An 18,073-nucleotide genomic window follows, 5' to 3' on the forward strand; every position below is an offset into this window, starting at 1 on the left:
GCGACGCGTGGTGGATATTCCCCTTTCGTTCCCCGTCTGCTACGGCCCGCGCATGGCCAAACCCCAGAAGCGCTATGTCTGCCAGCAATGCGGATCGGTTTCCTCGAAATGGGCGGGGCAATGTGCCGACTGCGGCGACTGGAACACGCTGGTCGAGGATGCCGGTGCGGTCGTCACGCCCTTTTCCGCGCGGCATAACCTGCAAAGCGGTGGACGGCCGATCCTGCTCTCGGGCCTCGACACCGACATCGCGTTGCCGGAACGTCTCCAGACTGGAATCGCCGAGCTCGACCGGGCGCTGGGTGGCGGGTTCGTCGAGGGATCGGCGACGCTGATCGGTGGCGATCCCGGCATCGGCAAATCGACCCTGCTGCTACAGGCCGCCGCCAGGCTGGCGTTGGCGGGGAAGGGCGTTGCCTATGTCTCGGGCGAAGAGGCGGCCGATCAGGTCCGCCTGCGCGCGCGTCGGCTGGGGCTTGGCAATGCACCGGTGCAACTGGCGGCGGCAACGTCGGTGCGCGACATCCTGACGACGTTCGGCGGATCGGCCGCGCCCGACCTGCTAATCATCGATTCGATCCAGACGATGCACAGCGACCTGATCGAAGGGGCACCGGGCACGGTCAGCCAGGTCCGCGCCTCCTCGGGAGAACTGATCCGCTTCGCCAAGGAACGCGGCACCGCCGTCGTGCTGGTCGGTCATGTCACCAAGGACGGGTCGATCGCCGGCCCCCGCGTGCTCGAACATATGGTCGACACCGTGCTGGCGTTCGAGGGCGAGCGCAGCCACCAGTATCGCATCCTGCGCGCGGTCAAGAACCGCTTCGGCGGGACCGACGAGATCGGCGTCTTCGCGATGGAAAGCGAAGGATTGTCCGAAGTTTCAAACCCTTCGTCGTTGTTCCTGACCAGCCGTGACGAGAATGTCACCGGCACCGTCGTCTTCCCGGCGCTGGAAGGTACGCGGCCGGTGCTGGTCGAGGTGCAGGCGCTGACCGTCCGCTTGGCGTCCGGCGCAACCCCGCGTCGGGCGGTGGTCGGTTGGGATTCGGGCCGCTTGGCGATGATCCTTGCGGTGCTGGAGGCGCGCTGCGGATTGGCGTTCGCTACCGCCGAAGTCTATTTGAACATCGCCGGCGGCTATCGCGTGACCGACCCCGCCGCCGACCTCGCCGTCGCGGCGGCGCTGGTGTCGGCACTGTCCGAGCGGCCGATCCCATCCGACGCGATCGTGTTCGGCGAAATCGCGCTGTCGGGGGAAGTGCGGCCGGTCGCGCACGGTGCGCTGAGGCTGAAGGAGGCGGGCAAGCTCGGCTTTTCCCGCGCGCTGGCACCTGCAGCGCAGGCGGAGGGTGGGGCGATCAAGCTGTCGGGGTTCAAGGATTTGCCGAGGTTCGTGGATTACATGCTGGGCCGCTAAATCCTCCCCGGCACGGGGAGGGGGACCGTCGCCGAAGGCGATGGTGGAGGGGGCTGTCCACGTCCACCACGGTTCCGTTCGCGGAACGCCCCCTCCACCAGCCTGCGGCTGGTCCCCCTCCCCGTGCCGGGGAGGATCAGTGATGCGATAGACACCACCACCTCGACAATCCCCCCGCCGCCCGGCATAGCCTCGCCCATGGGCCTGACCTCGCTCGACATCGCCGTCCTCTGTACCGTCGGCGGCGCGGCCGTGCTGGGCTTTCTGCGCGGCTTCGTCACCGAAGTCCTGTCGCTGGGCGCATGGGCGCTGGTCGTGCTGCTGCTGAAACTGTTCCACACGACCGTCGCCGCCGCGCTGGTCGGGCCGACCGGTACGGCGGGCGGCGCGGCGACGCTGGCGTTCGCGCTGATCGCGGGCACCGGCTATTTTGCCGGGCGGCTGGTCGCCAACGCCGTGGGCGCGCGCACCCGTGCCTCGGTCCTGGGGCCGGTCGATCGGGCACTGGGCTTCGGTTTCGGCGCGTTGAAGGGGTTGATCCTCGTTAGCCTCGCCTTCCTGCTGCTGCTGCTTGCCGCCGACTTCATCGGTGGCGGCCCGACGCGTCGCCCGTTGTGGATCAAGAACGCGCGCACCTATCCGCTGCTCAACGCCACCAGCATCAGCGTCGTCGACTTCATCGATCGCCGCCGGCGGGGCGAACCGGTGTTCGGCGAATAGAAAAAGGCGCCCCGCGACTCGCCACCGTCACGAACCCGCCCTACATCGGGCCGGTGAGCGCAAACCTGTACAATACCGAAATCCTCCGCCTTGCCGCCGAAACCGCGCAGGCCGTCCGCCTTTCCGACCCGCAAGCCTCCGTCGAAAAACGCTCGGCCGTTTGCGGCAGCCGGGTAACCGTCGATATCGCGCTCGGCGATGATGGTCGCGTCACCGGCGTCGGCATGCTGGTGCGGGCCTGCGCGCTGGGGCAGGCATCGTCGGCGCTGCTGGCGCGAGAAATTGTCGGAAAGACCCCTGCCGAGCTTGCCGTCGCCAGCAATGCGCTGTCCGCATGGCTGGCCGGGGAGGGGGATGTGCCCGACTGGCCCGGCCTGACGCTGTTCGAACCGGCCCGCCCGCACAGCGCGCGCCATGCCTCGATCCGCCTGGCCTTCGAAGCCGCCGCCGAAGCCGCCGCACAGGCCGCCGGTCAGCGGGCCGCCGCCTGATGGAACACGGCACCGCGTCGCTGCTCCATGATTTCGCGCCGTTGCTGGGCGCGGCGCTGGTCTTCGTTCTCATTTTCCGCAAGCTGGGCCTCGGTGCCACGCTCGGCTATCTCGTCGCCGGATCGGTGGTCGGGCCGCAGGTGCTGGGGCTGGTCGGCAATGCCGAATCCAAGCTGGCCATTGCCGAGCTCGGCATCACGCTGCTGCTGTTTCTCGTCGGTCTGGAACTGTCGCCCTCGCGCCTGTGGCAGATGAAGCGCGACATCTTCGGCCTCGGGTTGTTGCAGGTCGTGCTGTGCGGCGTCGCAATCACCGGCGTCGTCTGGCTTGCCACCCATTTCAGCTGGGCCGCGGCCATCGCGCTCGGCCTGCCGCTGGCGCTGTCCTCGACTGCGCAGGTTCTGCCGATGCTGCAATCGGCCGGCCGCATGAAGACGCCGTTCGGCGAACGCGCCTTTGCGATCCTGTTGTTTCAGGATTTGTCGATCGTCCCGCTCATCACCATCGTCGCCGCGCTGTCGCGCAATCCCGCCGATGCCGGTGGCCCGCCGGGGTGGCAATTGGCGCTGTGGACCGTAGGCGCGGTCGTCGGGCTGATCCTTGCCGGACGTTTCCTGCTGCGCCCGCTGTTCCGCCTGATCGGCAATATGGGCGAGCGCGAGATGTTCGTGTTCGCCGGGCTGTTCACCGTCATCGCCAGCGCGGCGGTGATGCAGGCGCTGGGCCTGTCGACGGCGCTGGGTGCATTCATCGCCGGCGTGATGCTGGCCGACAGCCCGTACCGCCACGAGCTGGAGGCCGATGTCGAGCCGTTCCGCTCGATCCTGCTCGGGCTGTTCTTCCTCGCGGTCGGCATGATGCTCGATCTGGGGGCAATCGTCGAACGGCCAGTGTTCGTCATCGGCATGGCGCTGGCGCTGATCGCGACCAAGGGGCTGGTGATCTTCGGCCTGGGGCGGCTGTTCGGGATGCCGTGGCGCGGCGCGCTGGCGCTGGGCCTGCTGCTCAGCCAGGGCGGTGAATTCGGCTTCGTCCTGTTCGCACAGGCGCAGAACGCGCTGCTGATTGCGCCGGAAGCGGCCAGCGTGTTCGGCGCGATCGTCACGCTGTCGATGGCCACCACGCCGTTCCTGATGATGGCGACGCGCAAGTTCCGCGCGGACCCCGCCCGAAAACGCGGCGAAACGCCCGAAGGTCCGCGCCACGACGGCGCCAGTGCGGTCGTCGCCGGCTATGGTCGCTTCGGACAGACCGTTGCCCAGATGCTGCTGGCGCAGGGGATCAGCGTCACCGTCATCGACCGCGATGTCGAGATGATCGAGATCGCCGACAGCTTCGGCATGAAGGTCTATTATGGCGACGGCACCCGCATCGACCTGCTGCGCCTCGCCGGGGCGCAGGATGCCGCGCTGCTGCTGTTCTGCGTCGATGGCGACCCGTTCGAAACCGACACGATCGAGGCGATCCATCAGGCGTTTCCCAATGCCGGCATTTTCGTGCGCGCCTATGACCGGCGCTCGGTCGTCAAGCTAGCCGGTGCTCCGGTACAGGGCGTGTTCCGCGAAGTGCTCGATTCCGCCGTCACCATGGCGCGCGCGGCGATGGTCAGCGTCGGCGTGGACGATGGCGAGATCGACCGGACCGAGGATCTGTACCGCAAGACCGATGCGAAACGCCTGTCGCAGCAGTCCGAAACCGGTGATCTGAAACAGGGCCGCGACATGATCTTCACCCATGCCCGCGTCGGCGCGACGTCGGACGCGCTACAGGGCGACGCGGAATGAAGAGGCGGCCGATCGGTGAGCGCGCGGGTTTCGCGGTGGCTGGGCTACGTTTGACGGCGATGGTCACCGATACAGGGGAGTTGTTGCGATGAACCTCCTGCTCCTCGCCGCTGCGCTTTCGGGTGCCATGGCGGTCGCCGCTGGGGCGTTCGGCGCGCATGGCGCTTCCGGCCCGGCGGCGGAATGGCTGAAGACTGGCGGGCAATATCAGCTCGCCCACGCCATTGCCGCGCTGGTCGCGATGAACCTTGGCGCGCGCGGGCCGGGCTGGCTGTTCGTCGCCGGCGGATTGCTGTTCGGCGGTTCGCTCTATGCCATGGCGCTGGGCGGCCCGCGTGGGCTGCTGGGGCCGATCACCCCGCTCGGTGGACTGGCGATGATCGTCGGCTGGCTCTGGCTTGGCTGGATCGCGCTGCGGCGATAGCCGGGCCGGAGCCGTCGCCGCCGAACAACGGATTCAGCCGACGCCGATGGTATAGGTATGAAACTGCGCGTCGCGTTCCCATCCGGCGCGGACGTACAGCGCGTGCGCCGCGCTGTTGTCGACCGCCGTCGATAGCGTCATCCGCGCTGCCCCGACCGACCGCGCATGGGCACAGGCCGCGTCGAGCAACGCCGCGCCGACGCCCCGCCCGCGCGCGTCCGGAGCGACGAACAGGTCGTTCAGGATCAGCGTCATCCGCATCCGCGCGGAAGAGAAACACGGATAGAGTTGCGTAAAACCGGCGCCGTCCGCTGCCAGCAGGATCACCGACTCTTCGCGATCGAGCCGTTCTGTCAGAAACCGCCGCGCCCCGTCCAGGTCGCTGTCGTACCCATAGAATTGGCGATAGGCATCGAACAACGGCACGATCCGGTCGATATCCTGCAACGTCGCACGGCAAATAGTCACCATGGTGTTCCTCGCTTCTCGGGACAGGAACACCTGCTCCCGCCCGTCCGTGGAATGCTGTTCCAACCGACGAATCATGCGATTTCCGATATTTGGCCGCATGTCGCCGCCAAATAGTCTACTGCGGTAACCTGAACGTACCGCAAACCTCGCCGAATTCCGCGCTATCGTCCGAAACGAACCTTGCCCGCCTGGGCCACCGCTTCGCGTGCAGCGGCCAGCAGCGCGCCGGCCTTCGCCTCGCACTCGCGCTGTTCATAGGCGGGATCGCTGTCGGCGACGATGCCCGCGCCCGACTGGACGTGCATCATCCCGTCCTTGACCACCGCCGTGCGCAGCACGATGCACGAATCCATCGATCCGTCGGGGCTGAAATATCCGACGCCACCGGCATAGGCGCCGCGTCGTTCGCGCTCCAGTTCGGCGATGATCTGGCAGGCCCGCACCTTTGGCGCACCCGACACCGTGCCCGCCGGAAAACCCGCGAACAATGCGTCCAGCGCATCGGCATCCGACCGCAGCGTGCCGACGACATTCGACACGATGTGCATGACGTGGCTGTAGAATTCGACGGTATAGCTGTCGGTCACCCGCACGCTGCCGGTCGAGGCAACCCGCCCGACATCGTTACGGCCGAGGTCGAGCAGCATCAGATGCTCGGCGCGTTCCTTGGGATCGGCGAGCAGGCTGGTGCGGTTCGCCTCGTCCTCCGCCGCCGTGCTGCCACGCGGACGGGTGCCTGCGATCGGGCGGATCGTGACCTCGCCATCGCGCAACCTGACCAGGATTTCCGGGCTGGAACCGGTCAAGGCAAAGCCCGGCAGGTCGAGATGATAGAGAAACGGCGACGGATTGATCCGCCGTAGCGCCCGGTACAGCTCGAACGGTTCGAGCGGGAACGGGGTGGTGAAACGCTGCGCCAGCACGACCTGAAAGATATCGCCCGCCGCGATATATTCCTTCGCCGCCGCGACCATCTCGCCATAGCGGCCGGCGGGCAGGGTGGGGGCAAGCGCCAGTTCGGGCACCTCCGCCAGTCGCGCGGGCGCGGGCAGGGCCGCCGCGTCCAGCGCCGCCGCCGTCGCCTCGATCCGCTCCGCTGCCATCTCGACGCTCGCCCCCGGCCAGACCGGCGCGACGACGAACAGCGTGTCGGACAGCCGGTCGAACACCAGCAGCACCGTCGGCCGTACGAACATCATGTCGGGCAGGCCCAGCGCGTCCTCCGCCGCCTGCGGCAGTGTTTCGACCAGCCCGACCGTTTCATAGCCGAAATAGCCGACCAGGCAGGCGAGCGCACGCGGCAGCGCGGGCGGCACGTCCATCCGGCACTGCCCGACCAGCGTCCGCAGCGCCGCCAGCGTCGGCTCGGCGCAGGGGACGAAGGCGTCGCGATCGGTCAGCCAGTCGGCGTTGATCGCCGCGGCATGACCGTCGCCACGAAACACCAGATCGGGGGCCAGCCCCAGCAGGCTGTAGCGGCCACGCACCGAACCACCCTCAACCGATTCGAGCAGGAAGTCGCCGCGTCCGGGCTGGATCAACTTCAGCGCGGCGGCGACCGGCGTTTCGGTATCGGCGACCCGCGTGGTCCACAGCAACGCCGGCCGCCCCGCCGTCAGCGCGGCGCGGGCGGCGTCCAGCCCCTCGATCCCGTTCATTGTGCCGGCGCGGGCGTGGCCCCGCCGACCAGTTCGTTGCGCACGCGATTGATCGTCTGCTCGTTGCGCTTCACGCCCACCTGCCGACGAACCGCCTCGACGAACTGTTCGGCATATTCGTTGCCGCTCATGCGACCCAGCTCGCGGCCGACGCCGGTGATCGCGGCCTTGTCGTTGCGGGCATCGCCGCGCTGGATGTCGCCCAGATAGACGATCAGCCAGCCTTCGCCGTTCGGCGCGGCGGTCAGCTTCGCCTTTTTGGGCGCCATCGAGAACATCAGCTGCAGCGCGGCCGGAACCTGCGCACCCAGCTGCGACAGCTGCGCGCGCGACGCAGTGACCGGGCGCGGCGCGGGCAGGCGGGTGCCCGACTGGGCGACGGCGGTGTTCAGCGGCATGCCGCCATTCACCTTGGTCAGGATCTGCTGCGCGACGGCACGGGCGGCCTTCAGCGCCTGATCCTGCCGGTACTGGCCGATCACCTGCTCGCGAATGTCGGCCAGCGGGCGGGGGGCAGCGCGGGTCACCTCACCGGTCGATACCAGCGCAAAGGTGCCATCGGCCGCCGTCTGCACGATCTGCGGTGCGTCACCCGATTCAGCCGCGAACCCGGCCTGCAGGATCGGGGTCAGCGCGGGATCGGGCTGGGCCGGCTTCAGCGGGTCGATGCCCTGCGCGGTGACCGGAGCGGTCGCCTGCGCCGACAGGTTCGAATCCTTGACGATTTCGTCGAAGGTCGCGCCGTCGGTGATGCCGCCGTCGATCTTTTCCTGAATCGCGCCCAGCGCCGTCGCGCCCTTGGTCTTGGTCAGCTCGGCGACCAGCTCGGGCCGGGCCTGCTCGATCGTCTTGCCCGGTACCTGCGTGACGGCATCGACCTTCAGCACGACGAAGCCCAGGGGCGACTGGATCGGCCCGACGACCGCCCCCTGCTGCGCGCCGAACGCGGCGTCGGCGACGGCCGGCGAGGTCTTGCCGGCAAGCTGCCCCTTGGTCTGTCCGGCGAAATTCGTCGCTTCGAGGCCGATCGCGCTGGCGGCGGCGCTCAGCGCCTGACCGCCGCGAACCGCCTGTGCCAGCTTGGTCGCGGCAGCCTGGTCGGCGACTACGACCTGCGACACGGTGCGGGTCTGCGACGCGGCAAAGCGGGCGGCGTTGGTGCGATAGGCTGCCTGGACTTCGGCATCGGTCGGCGCCGACTGCGCCAGCACGCTGGCCGGGGTCACGATCGCGTAGCGGATCACGCGACGCTCGGGCACGGTATAGCGCGCGCGGTTCGCGGTGTAATAGGCCTGCAGCTGCTGGTCGGTCGGTGCCGCCGGCGCAGGGAAGGCGGCGGTCGGCACGATCGCGACCTGCCCGCTGCGCGCTTCCTTCGCAAGCGAGGCGTAGGGCAGCGCCAGCTGCTGCGGCAGATAGCTGCTCTCCACGGTGCGGGCGAGCATCAGGCGGGTGAGGGTCGCGCGGCGGATATCGTCGCGCAGCTGCTGTGGCGTGATGCGCGCGCGCGCCAGCGCCTGTTCGAAGGTGCGCTGATCGAACTTGCCGTCCAGCCCCTGGAACGCCGGCAGGCTGGCGATCTGCCCGTCGACATAGCGGTCGGACACCACCAACCCGTGATCCTGCGCGAACTGGCGCAGCGCGGCGTCCGAAATCGCGCGGTTCAGCGATCCTTCGAAGCCGCCGCGCGCGATATATTGCGCGGTGTCCAGCCCCGGCTGCTGCTGCGCTGCCTGCTGCACGTCGCCCCGGATACGCTCGGTCAGCGCGGTGTCGGTGATCTTGTCGTCGCCGACCGTTGCCACGGTCGCCCCGTTGCCGCCCAGCGACGACGGGCGCAGGCCGTTGAGATCGGCCATGGCAAAGCCGATGGCGATGACCGCCAGCAACAGCAGGCCGACAAAGATGCCGACCTTCGACTTGGTCATGCGCCTGAAGAAACCGAGCATCCGTGCAACCGATCGAAAGGAATGAAAGGATGCCGCTTTAGAAGGCGGTCGCGCCCGCTTCAAGGTTGCGTGGGCCGCCACATGCGCTATCGGCTGTAGAACATGTAAAACACCTGGGGAGCCGTGGGTATGAGTCGTCGCAAGCTGGTAGCCGGCAATTGGAAGATGCACGGGCTTCGCGGGCAGCTGGCCGAAATCGCCGCGATCGATGCCGCCGCCGCCGCCGCGCCGGGGGTCGATGTGGCGCTGTGCGTGCCCGCGACGCTGGTCCACCCCGCGTCGGAGATCGCCACGACGATGCAGATCGGCGGGCAGGATGTCCATGCCAATGATCGCGGCGCGCATACCGGCTGCGTCTCCGCCGAAATGCTGCTCGAATCCGGCGCGACCATCGTCATCGTCGGCCATAGCGAGCGCCGCGCGGACCAGAACGAAACCAGCCACGACGCCTGGGCCAAGGCGGCAGCGGCGCGCCGCCACGGGTTGAACGTCATCCTGTGCTGCGGTGAGACCGAAGCGGAGCGCGATGCGGGGCGCGCCGAGCGCGTCGTGCAGGCGCAGATCGAAAAGTCGGTGCCGGAGGGGGCGAGCGGCGAATGGTTCACGCTCGCCTATGAACCGCGCTGGGCGATCGGCACCGGGCGCACCCCGTCGGCGGACGAGATCGCGCAGGTTCATGCGATCGCCCGTGCAAAGCTGCGTCAGATGGTCGGCGACGCCGCCGATGGCATCCGCATCCTCTATGGCGGGTCGGTGACCGGCGCCAATGCCGCGTCGATCCTGTCGATCGACGATGTGGATGGGGCGCTGGTCGGCGGGGCCAGCCTGACCGCCGAAAAGTTCGTGCCGATCATCGAGGCGGCGGCCAGCCTTTGATCGTCGGGCGACGGCGCGGGCGGAACGGCCCGCGTCAGTGTCGGTTCATCCGGGATATGCTACGGAGTCGATATTGCTCCAGCCGGGATGACGATCATGCGCCTGTTTAGTCTGCTCTCGATTGCCCTGGTCGCGGCCAGCGCGGCCCCGCTCACCGCACGCGAACGCGACAACGCAGCGGGGGAGGCGGCGCTGTCGCGGATCACCGAGCGGCGCGACGCCGGCAAGCCGGTCGACTGTATCAACCTGCGCGATATCCGGTCGAGCGAGATCGTACCGGACACTGCCATCGTCTATCGCATGAACAACGGCACGCTGTTCGTGAACCGGCCGCAGGGCGGCGGTATTCTCGACCGAGACGATATCCTGGTCACGCGCACGATCGGTACGCAATTGTGCCGGATCGATATCGTCAACCTGCTCGACCGCAATTCGCGGATGATGAGCGGATCGATCTCGCTCGGCGATTTCGTGCCTTACTCCAAGCTGCCGCCGCGTAATTGATCCCCTTGCGCCCGGCGGCCGCTTCGCCCATATGGCGCGCGGGAGTCGGGCGGACGATGCCGTCGCCAACCCGGTCAGGTCCGGAAGGAAGCAGCCGCAACGATTTCGCAGCGGGTCGTCCGGCTCCCACCTTTAACGCGGCGCGGCAAGTTCCAGCGCGCGGGTCATCAGACCGGTAAATTTCAGTGTATCGACCTCGTGCGCGGTGTCGTTGACGCCTGCGGTCAACGCATGCCAGCTGCCATCCTGTGCCTGCAGCAGGAACGTCATGGTCAGCACGCCGGGCTCCGACCCGCCCTTATAGCCGACATAGCGCCAGTGTGACGATGCCTCGGCAATACCCGGATTTTTCGACAGGACGGCGCGCAGCTCAGCGCCTGCGGGACCGTCCATATGCCGGCGCAGCCAGTCCATCGCGCGGATGAGGTCGTTCGGGCTGGCGAACCATTCCAGCTCGCCAATCCGCAGCGGCTTGCCATCCTGGAACAGGTCGCGCGGGATCGCAGCGATCGGCGCGTTGCGCACAGGGCCGTCGAGAAATGCCCGCCGTGCCGCCCGGTCCAGCGAGAGATAGCGGGTGCCGAGTGCCCCACCGTCCACGCCCTTGAGCTTGAACAACTCCAGCGCGCCGAGGAACGGCACGTTGCGCGCGCCGCCATCGGTAAAGCCGACGACCGGCAGCATCGCCTCCACCTTTGCCCGGCCGAGATGGAACAGCAGAATGTCGGTTGCGCTGTTGTCGCTGACCGAAATCATCCGCTCGGCCAATTCCTTCAGCGGGATGCGCGTGCCCTTTGGCTGCTGCGCATAGCCGCCGCCGGGCAGGGCCGACCCGTCCAGCGTCACGACGTCGCTCCATTTGCGCTCGCCGGCCTCGATCGAGCGGACCAGTTCCGCGAGGATGACCAGCTTGAACGCCGAACCGATCGCGATGGGCGTGGTGGCGTTGCGAGTGTTGCCCGTCCGGGGCGGGCCATCGCCCAGCCGCGCCACGGCAAACACGCTGGTGCCGGGCAACGTCGCGAGTTGACCGATCACGTCGTCGATCGAATGGGCCGCCGGGCCGAGCGGCTCGACCCCTCGGGTCAGCAGACCAATGACACGATGGTCGCCCGTGGGGTCCAGCGCCAGGTCGGCCTTCAGCGTACCCCGTTCATAGGGGATGCGGATATGGGCGGACCAGGCGCCAGTCGGCTCGATCGCACCGATCCCGGTGGGCTTGCCCAGCGCCTGGGCCAATTGCATGGCGATGGCGTCGAATTTCTCGCGCGGGACGGCGGCGCGAAACGACGGGGCGAAGGTCGCATCATACTCCCCCGCACCGCCCAGCAGCGCCACGATCTCGCGGGCGCGGGTGTCGATCGTCGGTTCGGCCGGTCGTGCCTGTACCGCCGGCTGAGCAAGCGCGGCGAGCATCATCAGCGTGGCGACCATCGATATCTTCCCCAAAACCCCTGTCGACGGCAGGTTGCGGCATCGGGATAGGGGCGTCAATCGCGCCCGTCAGGCGTCGATTACCTCCTCGTCCAACCTTGCGGCATTTTCCTGGATGAAGGCGAAGCGGTGTGCGGGATTGGTGCCCATCAGGCGGTCGACCAGATCCTTTACCGCCGCGCGTTCCTCATATTCCTGCGGCAGGGTGATGCGGATCATGCTGCGGCTCTTCGGGTCCATCGTCGTTTCCCGCAACTGGCCAGGATTCATCTCGCCCAGCCCCTTAAAGCGGGAAACCTCGACCTTCTTGCCCCGGAACGCGGTGCGTTCCAGCTCCGCACGATGGGCGTCATCGCGGGCGTAGAGCGACTTGGCACCGACGGTCAGGCGATAGAGCGGCGGCTGTGCCAGATACAGGTGCCCGCGCCGGACGATTTCCGGCATCTCCTGAAAGAAGAACGTCATCAGCAGCGTGGCGATATGCGCGCCGTCGACATCGGCGTCGGTCATGATGACGATGCGTTCATAGCGTAACGCATCGGGCTGGCAGTCCTTGCGCGTGCCGCAACCCATGGCGAGGACCAGATCGGCGATTTCCTGGTTCGCGAGAATCTTGGCGCTGGTCGCCGAGGCGACGTTCAGGATTTTACCGCGGATCGGCAAAATCGCCTGCGTCTTGCGGTCGCGCGCCTGCTTCGCCGAACCGCCGGCCGAATCGCCCTCGACGATGAAGAGTTCGGTGCCGGCGGGATCGTCGGAGGCGCAGTCGGTCAGCTTGCCGGGCAGGCGCAGCTTGCGCGAAGAGGTCGCGGTCTTACGCTTGACCTCGCGCTCGGCCTTGCGCCGCAGCCGTTCGTCCATCCGGTCGAGCACGAGGCCGAGCAGCGCCTTCCCCCGGTCCATATTATGGCTGAGGAAATGGTCGAAATGGTCGCGTACCGCCTTTTCGACCAGGCTCGCTGCCTCGACGCTGGTCAGGCGGTCCTTGGTCTGGCTCTGGAACTGCGGATCGCGGATGAACACCGACAGCATCAGCTCGCAACCGACCGTCACGTCGTCGGCGGTCATGTCCTTGGCGCGCTTGTTGCCGACCAGATCGGCAAAGGTGCGCAGGCCCCGTACCAGTGCCTGCCGCAGCCCCTGTTCATGGGTGCCGCCATCGGGTGTCGGGATGGTGTTGCAATAATAGCTGTAGCTGCCGTCGCTCCATAGCGGCCATGCCACCGCCCATTCGACGCGACCCTGCTCACCGGGGAAATCCTGCGTGCCCGTGAAGAAATCGGCCGTCGCACATTCACGACCGCCGACCTGTTCGCGCAAGTGGTCGGCGAGGCCGCCGGGGAACTGGAACACCGCTTCGGCCGGCACATCGGTGCCCTCGACCAGCTCGGGCGCGCATTTCCAGCGGATTTCGACGCCGGCGAACAGATAGGCCTTGGATCGCACCAGCTTGTGCAGCCGGGCGGGCTTGAACTGCAGGTCCGCGAAAATCTCGGTGTCGGGTGTGAACGCGACCAGCGTGCCGCGCCGGTTTGGCGCGGCACCGACATGTTCCAGCGGGCCGATCGTCTGCCCTTGCGAAAAGCGCTGGCGATAGAGCTGCCGGTCGCGGGCGACCTCGACCACCGTATCCACCGACAGCGCGTTCACCACCGAGATGCCGACGCCGTGTAGGCCGCCCGACGTCGCATAGGCTTTCCCTGCGAACTTGCCGCCCGAGTGCAGCGTGGAAAGAATGACCTCCAGCGCCGATTTGTCGGGAAATTTCGGGTGCGGATCGACCGGGATGCCGCGCCCGTTGTCGATTATGGTCAGCCGGTTGCCGACGTCCAGCTGCACCTCGATCCGGGTCGCATGGCCGGCGACCGCTTCGTCCATCGCGTTGTCGAGGACTTCGGCGGCAAGGTGGTGCAGCGCGCGTTCGTCGGTGCCGCCGATATACATGCCGGGCCTGCGGCGAACCGGTTCCAGCCCCTCCAACACCTCGATCGAGGAGGCGTCATAGGCGGGCGGGGTGGGGACGTTCGCTTCGAACAGATTTTCGGCCATGGCGGGCGTATAGAACGAAACGGGGCCATCCGCAAAGCGGGCGGTGGGCGGTCACCGCTGACGCGACGTCACCCCGGACTTGATCCGGGGTGCTGCATCTTTTCACGGTTGGTGAGGAAGCGAGACCCCGGGTGAAGCCCGGGGTGACGGTAATGTTACGGGGCGGGCATGGGCGAAGCCCATGCCGTCGGTCGCGGCTTTGTGCCGCGCCGGCCGGCCGAGCGCCGGTGCGCGTCCGGGTCTAGGCCCGGACTTGCGCGCTCGGCATCAGCGAACCCGCGGCCCACCATAAGGCAGCGGCGGCGGCGGACGGCGGTCGCGGCGGGGCAGCTGTGCCTGATACGCATGGCCGCAATGGTCGACGCAATAGGGGAAGCCGGGGTTCACCTTGTCGCCGCAAAAGTGGAAGTCCGGCTCGCCCGGATGCCCGATCGGCCATTTGCAGATACGGTCGTTCAGGTCGAGCAGCGTCGTCTTGCCCGCAATCGCATCGCTCGGCCGTGCCGGCACCAGCCGGCGCGGCGGAGCGGGGGTCAGCGGTGCGCTCTGCTCGCCCGGGTTTTGACGCAGGAAGCCGCCGGGGCCGACCGAGCGCATGACCGGTTCGGCGCGACGCGGCGCGGCAACCGGGGCGTCGTCGTCCTCTTCTTCCTGCTCGTCCGCCTGATCTTCTTCAGGAAGCGGGGTGAATGGGTCGTTCTCGACCGGCGCAGCTGCGACGGGTTCGGGCTTCGGCTCGGGCGCAGGTGCCGGCTTCGGAGCGGGCGGCGGAGGCGGCGGGGGGGCGGCGACGACCGGCGCGGGCTCCGGGGCGGCGGGCTTGGGCGCGGGTGCCGCTGCCTTGGCCGCGTCGTTCGACTTCACCGGCGACGGGCGCGACTGCAGGCCCAGGCGATGCGCCTTGCCGATCACCGCGTTGCGGCTGATCCCGCCCAGTTCCTCGGCGATCTGGCTGGCGGTCATGCCCGATTCCCACATCTTGGCCAGGGTCGCGATGCGTTCTTCGGTCCAGCTCATGCCCGTCTTCGTCCTTCACTTCGTCATTCGCGCAAACGACCATGATCCTTGCCGCCGCGCGCGCCAGCGATTAGGCGACACAGCCATGCAGGAACAATCCCCGTCGCGCGCAAAAATCATCATCGCCGACCCCGGCGTGCCGGTCATCCGGAACGTGAACTGGGGTGGGCTGCGCACGCTCTATATCAAGGAGGTGCGCCGTTTCTTCAAGGTGCAGCTTCAGACCATCTGGGCACCGGCGGTCACGACGCTGTTGTTCCTCGTGATCTTTTCGGTCGCGATGGGCGGGGCGGGGCGCAGCGTGCTGGGCGTGCCGTTCCCCGATTTCGTCGCGCCCGGCCTGATCGCCATGGCAATGCTGAACAATGCCTTTGCCAATTCCAGCTTTGCGCTGCTGGTCGGCAAGATCCAGGGCACGGTGGTCGATTACCTGATGCCGCCGTTGTCGACCGGCGAGCTGTTGGCGGCGCTGGTCGGGGGCGCCGTGACGCGTGCGTTCCTTGTCGGGATCGTGCTGTGGGGAGCGATGCTGCTCTATCCGGGCGTCCATGTGATGCCGCGCCATCCCGGTGCCGTGCTGTGGTTCGGGCTGTTCGGATCGACCTTCCTCGCGCTCGCCGGCGTGATGACCTCGATCTGGGCGGAGAAGTTCGACCATGCCGCCGCGATTACCAATTTCGTGATCGGGCCGCTGACGCTGTTGTCGGGCACCTTCTATTCGGTCGAGGCGCTGACGCCGACCTTCCGCTCGATCAGCCACCTGAACCCGTTCTTCTACATCATTTCGGGCTTCCGCTACGGATTCCTGGAGCGCGCCGATTCGCCGGTGCTGCTGGGCGGCGCGGTGATCTTGGCGGTCGATGTCGCGATGGCGATCGGCTGCTATGCGCTGCTGCGGTCGGGGTGGAAGCTCAAGAATTGACGAATCCGCATCAGGGGCGGTACAGCGCCGCTCCGGGCGGCCGGCATGGCCGCCTTTTTGCGTTTTGAACGCCGATATTTCTCATGAAGGAGCAGTTCGATGACGACCCCCGCGCTCATGCCCGTCTATCCACGGTGCGGCGTGCGTCCGGTCCGAGGCGAGGGCTGCTATCTTTATGGTGAGGACGGCACGCAATATCTCGACTTCGCTGCCGGCATCGCCGTCAATGCGCTGGGCCATGGCCACCCGCATCTGACGAAGGCGATTCAGGAGCAGGCCGCGACGCTGATGCATGTCAGCAACCTGTACGGCAGCCCGCAGGGCGAAGCGCTGGCGCAGCGGATCGTCGACCACAGCTTTGCCGACACGGTGTTTTTCACCAATTCGGGCGCCGAAGCGGTCGAGTGCGCGATCAAGACCGCGCGCCGGTTCCACTTCGCCAATGGCAACCCTGAGCGGCACACGCTGATTACCTTCAACCAGGCGTTCCACGGCCGGACGCTTGGCACCATCTCGGCCACCAACCAGGCCAAGATGCGCGACGGGTTCGAACCGCTGTTGCCGGGCTTCGGCTATGCCGAGTTCAACGATCTCGCCGGCGCGCTGGCGCTGATCGACGATCACACGGCCGGGTTCCTCGTGGAGCCGGTACAGGGCGAGGGCGGCCTGCGCACCGCGTCGCCCGAATTCCTGACCGGCCTGCGCAAGGCATGTGACGAACACGGCCTCTTACTGGTGCTGGACGAGGTGCAATGTGGCTATGGCCGCACCGGCACGCTGTTCGCGCATGAGCAATATGGCGTGACGCCCGATATCGTCTCGGCAGCGAAGGGTATCGGCGGCGGCTTCCCGTTCGGCGCGTGCCTCGCGACCGCCGAAGCGGCGAAGGGCATGGTCTTCGGCACCCACGGTTCGACTTACGGCGGCAACCCGCTGGCGATGGCGGCGGGGCAGGCGGTGCTCGATGTGATGCTCGACCCCGCGTTCTTCGCCCATGTGAAGGCGATGGGCGACCGGCTGCGCTCCAGTCTCGAACAGATGATCCCGAACCACGACCATCTTTTTCAGGAGGTGCGCGGCATGGGGCTGATGCTCGGTTTGAAGCTCAAGTCGGACAGTCGCCGTTTCGTGGCGCACCTGCGCGATCATCATAACCTGCTGACGGTGGCGGCCGGCGACAATGTCGTCCGCATCCTGCCGCCGCTGGTGATTGATGAGAGCCATATCGCGGAAGCGGTGGAGAAACTGTCGGCTGCCGCGCGGGTCTACGTGCCGGTCGCCGACGATTGATTGAATTTCCTCCCCGGCACGGGGAGGGGGACCATGCGAAGCATGGTGGAGGGGGGCCGCCCCGAAACGCAGCGCCGGTGGAGCACCCCCTCCACCGTCCTGCGGACGGTCCCCCTCCCCGTGCCGGGGAGGATTTTTACCCAGATGCGCCATTTCCTCGATCTCGCCTCGGCCGGTGCCGATGGCATCGCCGCTATTCTCAACGATGCGCTGGACGCCAAGGCCGCGCGCAAGGCCTGGCCGAAAGGGCGCGCCGATGCCGATGCCTCGCTCGCCGGCCACACGCTTGCCTGCGTGTTCGAAAAGTCGTCGACCCGGACGCGCGTGTCGTTCGACATGGCGATGCGCCAGCTGGGCGGGTCGGCGCTGGTGCTCGACGCCGGCACGTCGCAGCTGGGTCGCGGGGAAACGGTCGCCGATACCGCCCGCGTCCTGTCGGGCTATTGCGACGCGATCATGGTGCGCACGGACGACGCCGCCAAGCTGGACGAGATGGCCCGCTATGCGTCGGTCCCGGTCATCAACGGCCTGACCGACCATTCGCATCCGTGCCAGATCGTTGCCGACCTGTTGACCGTGATCGAGGCGGGCAAGGCGCTGCCGGGTCTGAAATGGGCATGGCTGGGCGACGGCAATAACGTCCTGCATTCGATCTTCGAGGCGGGTGCGCTGATGGGCTTCGATGTCGTCGCCGCCTGTCCCGAAGGCTATGACCCCGACCCGGCAGTGACCGCGGCAGCGGGCGGCCGCGCGACCATCACCCGCGATCCGGTCGCCGCGGTGCGCGATGCCGACGTCATCGTCACCGACACCTGGATCTCGATGGGACAGGCCCATGCCGAACAGAAGCTGGCAGCGATGGCGCCGTACCAGGTCGATGCCGCGCTGATGGCTCATGCGAAGTCCGACGCGGTGTTCCTCCACTGCCTGCCGGCGCATCGCGACGAAGAGGTGACGCCGGAGGTCATCGATGGCCCGCAGTCGCTGATCTGGCCGGAGGCGGAAAACCGCCTGCATGCGCAAAAGGCGATCCTGCGCTGGTGCTTCGGTCTAGTCAGCTGATC

16 protein-coding genes and 1 other RNA gene are annotated in these 18,073 nt (G+C 67.5%); 11 read left to right on the forward strand and 6 right to left on the reverse strand.

The genetic code is table 11. The annotated features are described in order from the left end of the window. Positions 1-52 precede the first annotated feature (52 nt). The 5 genes from radA (at position 53) to ASE67_RS11110 (ending at position 4,839) form a co-directional block, all read left to right on the forward strand. Complete coding sequence (radA, locus tag ASE67_RS11090) at positions 53-1,420, forward strand: DNA repair protein RadA (RefSeq protein ID WP_055760781.1); 1,368 nt, start codon at positions 53-55, stop codon at positions 1,418-1,420. Between the two features lie 198 nt (positions 1,421-1,618). After that, positions 1,619-2,140, forward strand: coding sequence for a CvpA family protein (locus tag ASE67_RS11095; protein ID WP_055760784.1), 522 nt, complete (start codon positions 1,619-1,621; stop codon positions 2,138-2,140). A 53-nt stretch (positions 2,141-2,193) separates the two neighbouring features. After that, positions 2,194-2,631, forward strand: a complete 438-nt coding sequence (locus ASE67_RS11100; protein WP_055760787.1) for an iron-sulfur cluster assembly scaffold protein — start codon at positions 2,194-2,196, stop codon at positions 2,629-2,631. Beyond that, on the forward strand, positions 2,631-4,415 hold the full coding sequence (locus ASE67_RS11105; RefSeq protein WP_055760788.1) for a cation:proton antiporter domain-containing protein: 1,785 nt from the start codon (positions 2,631-2,633) through the stop codon (positions 4,413-4,415). The genes ASE67_RS11100 and ASE67_RS11105 overlap by 1 nt, the downstream gene beginning before the upstream one ends. A gap of 88 nt (positions 4,416-4,503) precedes the next feature. Continuing rightward, complete coding sequence (locus tag ASE67_RS11110; RefSeq protein WP_055760791.1) at positions 4,504-4,839, forward strand: DUF423 domain-containing protein; 336 nt, start codon at positions 4,504-4,506, stop codon at positions 4,837-4,839. Between the two features lie 33 nt (positions 4,840-4,872). On the opposite strand, the gene ASE67_RS11115 is transcribed toward ASE67_RS11110, so the two are convergent. From ASE67_RS11115 to ASE67_RS11125, 3 genes are all read right to left on the reverse strand, one after another. Continuing rightward, the gene (locus ASE67_RS11115) at positions 4,873-5,310 is read right to left on the reverse strand and encodes a GNAT family N-acetyltransferase (protein ID WP_055760794.1); all 438 of its coding nucleotides are present in this window, start codon (positions 5,308-5,310) and stop codon (positions 4,873-4,875) included. 161 nt (positions 5,311-5,471) lie between these two features. Beyond that, entirely contained in the window at positions 5,472-6,968 is a 1,497-nt protein-coding gene (trpE, locus tag ASE67_RS11120; RefSeq protein WP_055760797.1) for an anthranilate synthase component I, read from the reverse strand. After that, positions 6,965-8,917: a peptidylprolyl isomerase gene (locus tag ASE67_RS11125; RefSeq protein WP_082457068.1), complete on the reverse strand. Its 1,953-nt coding sequence runs from the start codon at positions 8,915-8,917 to the stop codon at positions 6,965-6,967. Before ASE67_RS11125 ends, trpE begins: the two co-directional genes overlap by 4 nt. Before the next feature lie 129 nt (positions 8,918-9,046). Here ASE67_RS11125 and tpiA point away from each other — a divergent pair, with 129 nt between their 5' ends. The 3 genes from tpiA to ffs all read left to right on the forward strand — a co-directional run bounded on the left by tpiA (position 9,047) and on the right by ffs (position 10,431). Next, a complete protein-coding gene (tpiA, locus tag ASE67_RS11130) occupies positions 9,047-9,793 on the forward strand; it encodes a triose-phosphate isomerase (protein WP_055760804.1) in 747 nt (248 codons plus the stop codon). Between the two features lie 96 nt (positions 9,794-9,889). Next, the gene (locus tag ASE67_RS11135) at positions 9,890-10,297 is read left to right on the forward strand and encodes a hypothetical protein (protein WP_055761631.1); all 408 of its coding nucleotides are present in this window, start codon (positions 9,890-9,892) and stop codon (positions 10,295-10,297) included. Positions 10,298-10,334: 37 nt separating this feature from the next. Next, positions 10,335-10,431: signal recognition particle sRNA small type (ffs, locus tag ASE67_RS17765), an RNA gene on the forward strand. On the opposite strand, the gene ASE67_RS11140 is transcribed toward ffs, so the two are convergent. From ASE67_RS11140 to ASE67_RS11150, 3 genes are all read right to left on the reverse strand, one after another. Then, complete coding sequence (locus tag ASE67_RS11140) at positions 10,430-11,731, reverse strand: serine hydrolase (RefSeq protein ID WP_055760807.1); 1,302 nt, start codon at positions 11,729-11,731, stop codon at positions 10,430-10,432. The genes ffs and ASE67_RS11140 overlap by 2 nt on opposite strands. 69 nt (positions 11,732-11,800) lie before the next feature. Further along, the gene (gene parE, locus ASE67_RS11145; protein ID WP_055760810.1) at positions 11,801-13,780 is read right to left on the reverse strand and encodes a DNA topoisomerase IV subunit B; all 1,980 of its coding nucleotides are present in this window, start codon (positions 13,778-13,780) and stop codon (positions 11,801-11,803) included. Between the two features lie 267 nt (positions 13,781-14,047). After that, entirely contained in the window at positions 14,048-14,797 is a 750-nt protein-coding gene (locus ASE67_RS11150) for a GcrA family cell cycle regulator (protein WP_055760814.1), read from the reverse strand. 85 nt (positions 14,798-14,882) lie between these two features. Between ASE67_RS11150 and ASE67_RS11155 the strand changes: the two genes are divergently transcribed. From ASE67_RS11155 to argF, 3 genes are all read left to right on the forward strand, one after another. After that, positions 14,883-15,719 carry an ABC transporter permease gene (locus tag ASE67_RS11155; protein WP_055760817.1) on the forward strand — a complete coding sequence of 279 codons (837 nt, stop codon included), beginning with the start codon at positions 14,883-14,885 and terminating at the stop codon, positions 15,717-15,719. 99 nt (positions 15,720-15,818) lie between these two features. Next, entirely contained in the window at positions 15,819-17,009 is a 1,191-nt protein-coding gene (locus ASE67_RS11160) for an aspartate aminotransferase family protein (RefSeq protein ID WP_055760820.1), read from the forward strand. A 144-nt stretch (positions 17,010-17,153) separates the two neighbouring features. Next, positions 17,154-18,071, forward strand: a complete 918-nt coding sequence (gene argF / locus ASE67_RS11165; protein ID WP_055760823.1) for an ornithine carbamoyltransferase — start codon at positions 17,154-17,156, stop codon at positions 18,069-18,071. Positions 18,072-18,073: the final 2 nt, after the last annotated feature.

It is taken from the genome of Sphingomonas sp. Leaf23, from assembly GCF_001421585.1.
Classification (GTDB): domain Bacteria; phylum Pseudomonadota; class Alphaproteobacteria; order Sphingomonadales; family Sphingomonadaceae; genus Sphingomonas.